The following is a 3987-nucleotide window of genomic DNA, read 5'->3' as shown; positions in this document are numbered from 1 at the left end:
GGCTTCGTGGCTGGGGGCGAAGGCTAAAGGGGCCGTAAGGTCCGAGCGGGCCGCGCCGATCGGGGGTGCGCGGCATTTCGGGGGAGGCGCGTTTTGCGACGTTGGAGAATGACGGCCGGAGTCGGGGTGGCCGCCATGGCGGTCCTCGCCGCCGGATATCCCGCGCAGGCGGCGGACAAGAAGTGGGTGCTGGTCGCCCACGAAGGGTTCGACCGGCCGCTGCGGGTCGACGGGAAGCCGTGGCGGCTGGACCCGCAGGGGCCGAAGAGCCCGTGGAACGTCGGCCCGTTCGACGACGACGGCGAGGCATGGACGAAGATGAGCGGGCCGCTGTTCCAGCGGCAGCTCAGGACGCTGAACGTGTTCCGCAAGCGGGTCGCGTTCGGGACGGAGGGGTGGCTGACCGCCGAGGTCGCCGCCGTCGACAAGGACAAGGACGGGCGGCCCGACTCGCGGCCGGGGCTGTCCACCGCGTCGCTGCCGGGCGGGCAGAAGGCCGCGCGGATCTCCGAGCCGAGCTGGGACGCCGGGGTGCTGATCCGGCCGACCCGCCCGCTGCCGGAGCACTACCGGGTGGAGATGACGCTGCGCGGCATCGACTTCGGCGGCAAGCGGAACGGCACGTTCGACTACAACGGCCGGCACAACGGATACACCAAGGAGGCCTGCAAGACGCGGTACCCGTGGACGTTCCAGGGCGCGCTGCCCGGTAAGACCCGCTGCCAGTATCCCGACGTGACGCGGGAGAACGGGTTCTACTACATGACGATCCTCGACTACGCGACGCCGGCGCCGCACGGCAATCCGGGGATCCACTTCCGGCGCAAGGTCATCATGGACGGCTACTACAGCGACGACGAGCGCTGGAAGGACGCCGCGACCTGCAATCCGAAGACCCGCAAGATGTACCGGACGTTCGACGGCACCTTCAATGGCGTGAACGCGCTGTTCCCGCGCGGCGACAAGTTCCGCGAGGCCGCCAACAACAACATCAGCAACGAGTACTACGCGAAGACCTCCTGCGGGAACGCGTCAATGGACAGGCGGTACGGGCCCGGCGGCAAGTTCGAGGGGCATCTGACCAGTGCGGAGATCCGGCCGGAACTGATGCCGAAGGCGTCCTACCGGTTCGCCATCGAGCGCGACCGCACCGGGTACACGCTCGAAATGAGCGGGCCGTTCCTGCACGTCGGGCAGGCGACGCTCCGCGTCCACCACGACTTCGTGGAGGACGGGCGTCCGATCTGGCACTACAACCAGAAGGCGGACGAGTACGACGGACGGTTCGACCGCAAGCTGGTCCACAAGGGCCCCGCCGGGACGTACACGACCGAGCACGCCTGGCCCAAAGGCTCGGCCTACCCCGACTCGTTCATCATCGGGGACCCGCACCTGAACTACTACGAGGGCCAGGCGTACGTCGACGACATCCGTCTCTACGTGCCGAAGGGCGAGAAGTAGCCGGTCAGCAGGATTCCGCCCAGGAGCATTCCACGTTCAGGAGGTTCATGGGCATGCGCAGGGTCCGGGCATCGGCCGAGTTGCCCCCGGCCAGCCTGATGGCGATCTCGTCCTCGATGTCCTTGGGGGCGGCGCCCTCGTAGCCGTTGAGGACGACGGAGAAGACCAGCCGGTGCCCGGACTCGCCCTTCACGAACCCGGACAGGGCGCTCGCACCCGTCAGCGTGCCGGTCTTGGCGTGCACGTTGCCGGCGGCGGGGGTGTTGCGCATCCGCGAGGTGAGCGTGCCGCCGGTCATGCGGTCCGGGTCGCCGGCGATCGGCAGGGCGGCGTACCAGGTCTTGAACCAGGGCTTGGTCTGCGCCCCCCGGAGGATGGTGCTGATGTCCTGCGCGGTGGTGCGGTTGCTGCGCGACAGGCCGGACCCGTCGGCCATCGTCAGCCGGGCGGCCGGGACGCCCTGGGCGGCGGCGTACTTCGCGGCCACCTTGAGGCCGGCCGGCCAGGTGCCCTTGCCGGCCTTCGCCCGTCCGATCGACTTGACCAGGATCTCGGCGATCATGTTGTTGCTGAGCTTGAGGAACGGGGTCATCAGCTGCGACAGCGGCATCGAGGAGCGGGCGGCGAGCGCGGCGGTGCCCTTCGGCGTCCGGCCGCGCTCGGTCGTGCCCTTGACCTGGACGCCGTGCTTCTTCAGCGCGGCGCGGAAGACGTCCGCCGCGTACATCGTCGGGTTCTCGACCGTGCGCAGGGTGGTGTACGGCTGCCCGTCCGCCGGGTAGGAGCCGCTGACCACGATGGTGTTGCTGCCGTTCTCGCGGTTCACCGAGAGGGTGGACGCGGAGCCGGCCGCCCCGGTGACCGCCTTGTTGTCGACCTTGACGACGTGGGTGGCGGGGGCGAGCCCGACCTTCACCGGCTCGCCCTTCTCGCCCGGCTTCACCGTCACGTTGACGGAGCCGGCGTCGAAGTCGTCGTTCGGGGCGACGGTCAGCGCGGAGGTCTGCGCGGCGTAGGAGTATTGCAGGTCGGTCGGGTCCCAGTGCGACGGCGTGCCGACGGCGTCGAACCACGTGTCGTCCGCGACCAGGTCGCCCTCGACGGTCCGGACGCCCCGCTTCGCGACCTGGGCGGCGAGCCGGTCGTATTCGGCGGCCCGCGTCGTCGGGTCGCCGGTGCCCTTCAAGTAGAGGTCGCCCTTGACGGACGCCCCCGACACCGACTTGGCGGACACCTTCGTCCGGAACCGGTACCCCGTGCCCAGCAGCGACAGCGCCGCGCCGGAGGTGTAGAGCTTCATGTTCGAGGCGGGCAGCACCGGCTTCGTCGCGCCGCGCGAGTACTGGACGGCGCCCGTCTTCGCGTCGCGGACCACGACGCCGACGGTGGCGTCCTTGAGGCGCGCGTCGGCGAGTATCGCGTCGAGATCCTTGCCCAGATCCCCCGGCCCGGCGGCCGCGGCCGCGGGGTATGCGGCGGGGGCGGCGAGCAGCGCCGCTCCGGCGATCAGGACTGACGTGATTCGCACCAGTGATCCGCGCATGGGGAGTGATCGTAGGGCATCGGAGAGTCAAGGGCAGCGGAATCGCGGCGCGCTACCACATCGCGTCGAGCAGTTCCGCGACGGCGCCGGCGTCCAGCCGCCTGGGGTTCGGGTACGGCTTCGCCGCCACCCGCTCGGCGACGTCGTGGAGGCCGTCGCGGGGAACGCCCAGGCCGGAGAGGCGCGTCGGGCCCTCGTGGGCGCGCGCCAGCGCGGCGACGGCCGCGACGGGGTCCGGCCCGGCGACCCGGGTCAGCCGGTCCGACGCGGCGGGCGCCGACGGCAGGTTGAACGCCATCACATGCGCCAGCAGCATCGTGTGCAGCTCGGCGTGCGGCAGGTCGTACGCGCCGCCGAGGACGTGCGCGAGCTGGTGGTGCAGGCCCATCCGCGTCTGCGACAGGCAGATCCCCGCCAGCCGCGCGGCGGACTGCAGGCGGGCGCGTCCCGCCAGGCCGGACGGGTCGTCCAGCACTTCGGGCAGCGTGCCCAGGATGCCGGCGACGGCCTCGGTCGCGAGCGCGTCCGTGACCATCGTCGCGTCGGGCGCCCACAGGGTCTCGACGGCGTGGGCGAGCGCGTTCATGGCGCTCGTCCGGGTCAGTCCCGGCGGCATGCCGAGCGTCAGGCCGGGGTCGTAGACGATCGTGCCGGGCGCCAGCGCGGGGTCGCGGCGGGTGGTCTTCACGCCGTCCTCGGTCTCCCCCAGGACGGGTGTCGCCTCCGAGCCCGCGTACGTGGTCGGCACCGCGACCTGCGGCATCCCGGTGCGCGCCGACACCGCCTTGCCCAGCCCGATCGCGGCCCCGCCGCCGATCGCGACCACGCAGTCCGCGCCCGCGGCCGCCTCCATGGCCCGCTCCGTCACGGCGACCGGCGTGTGCGGCGCGGGCCGGTCGAACCGCGCCGCCAGCCGTCCGCCCAGCCCCGCCGCGACCCGCCCGGCGGCCGCCCCGGCGGACGGCGCCGCCACCAGCAGCACC

Annotated in this window: 3 protein-coding genes; 1 reads left to right on the top strand and 2 read right to left on the bottom strand. The window is 71.9% G+C overall.

Going from position 1 to position 3987, the window contains the following annotated elements:
• The first annotated feature begins 108 nt into the window (after positions 1-108).
• The gene (locus tag E1293_RS45215; RefSeq protein ID WP_132206045.1) at positions 109-1461 is read left to right on the top strand and encodes a hypothetical protein; all 1353 of its coding nucleotides are present in this window, start codon (positions 109-111) and stop codon (positions 1459-1461) included.
• Positions 1462-1465: 4 nt separating this feature from the next.
• Here E1293_RS45215 and dacB read toward each other — a convergent pair whose 3' ends face one another.
• Complete coding sequence (gene dacB / locus E1293_RS45210) at positions 1466-2989, bottom strand: D-alanyl-D-alanine carboxypeptidase/D-alanyl-D-alanine endopeptidase (RefSeq protein WP_165978699.1); 1524 nt, start codon at positions 2987-2989, stop codon at positions 1466-1468.
• Positions 2990-3056: 67 nt separating this feature from the next.
• A partial coding sequence (locus E1293_RS45205; protein WP_132206041.1) for an iron-containing alcohol dehydrogenase occupies positions 3057-3987 on the bottom strand: 931 nt, incomplete at its 5' end.

Origin of the sequence: Actinomadura darangshiensis, assembly GCF_004349235.1 — a bacterium.
GTDB classification, from domain to species: Bacteria; Actinomycetota; Actinomycetes; order Streptosporangiales; family Streptosporangiaceae; genus Spirillospora; species Spirillospora darangshiensis.
The sequence above is the reverse complement of the archived record's forward strand: the minus strand, read 5'-3'. Positions and strand labels throughout refer to the sequence as shown.

Excerpts from the sequence above, each read along its gene's own strand:
- E1293_RS45215 (WP_132206045.1), top strand. The coding sequence starts at position 109 with ATGACGGCCGGAGTCGGGGTGGCCGCCATGGCGGTCCTCGCCGCCGGA.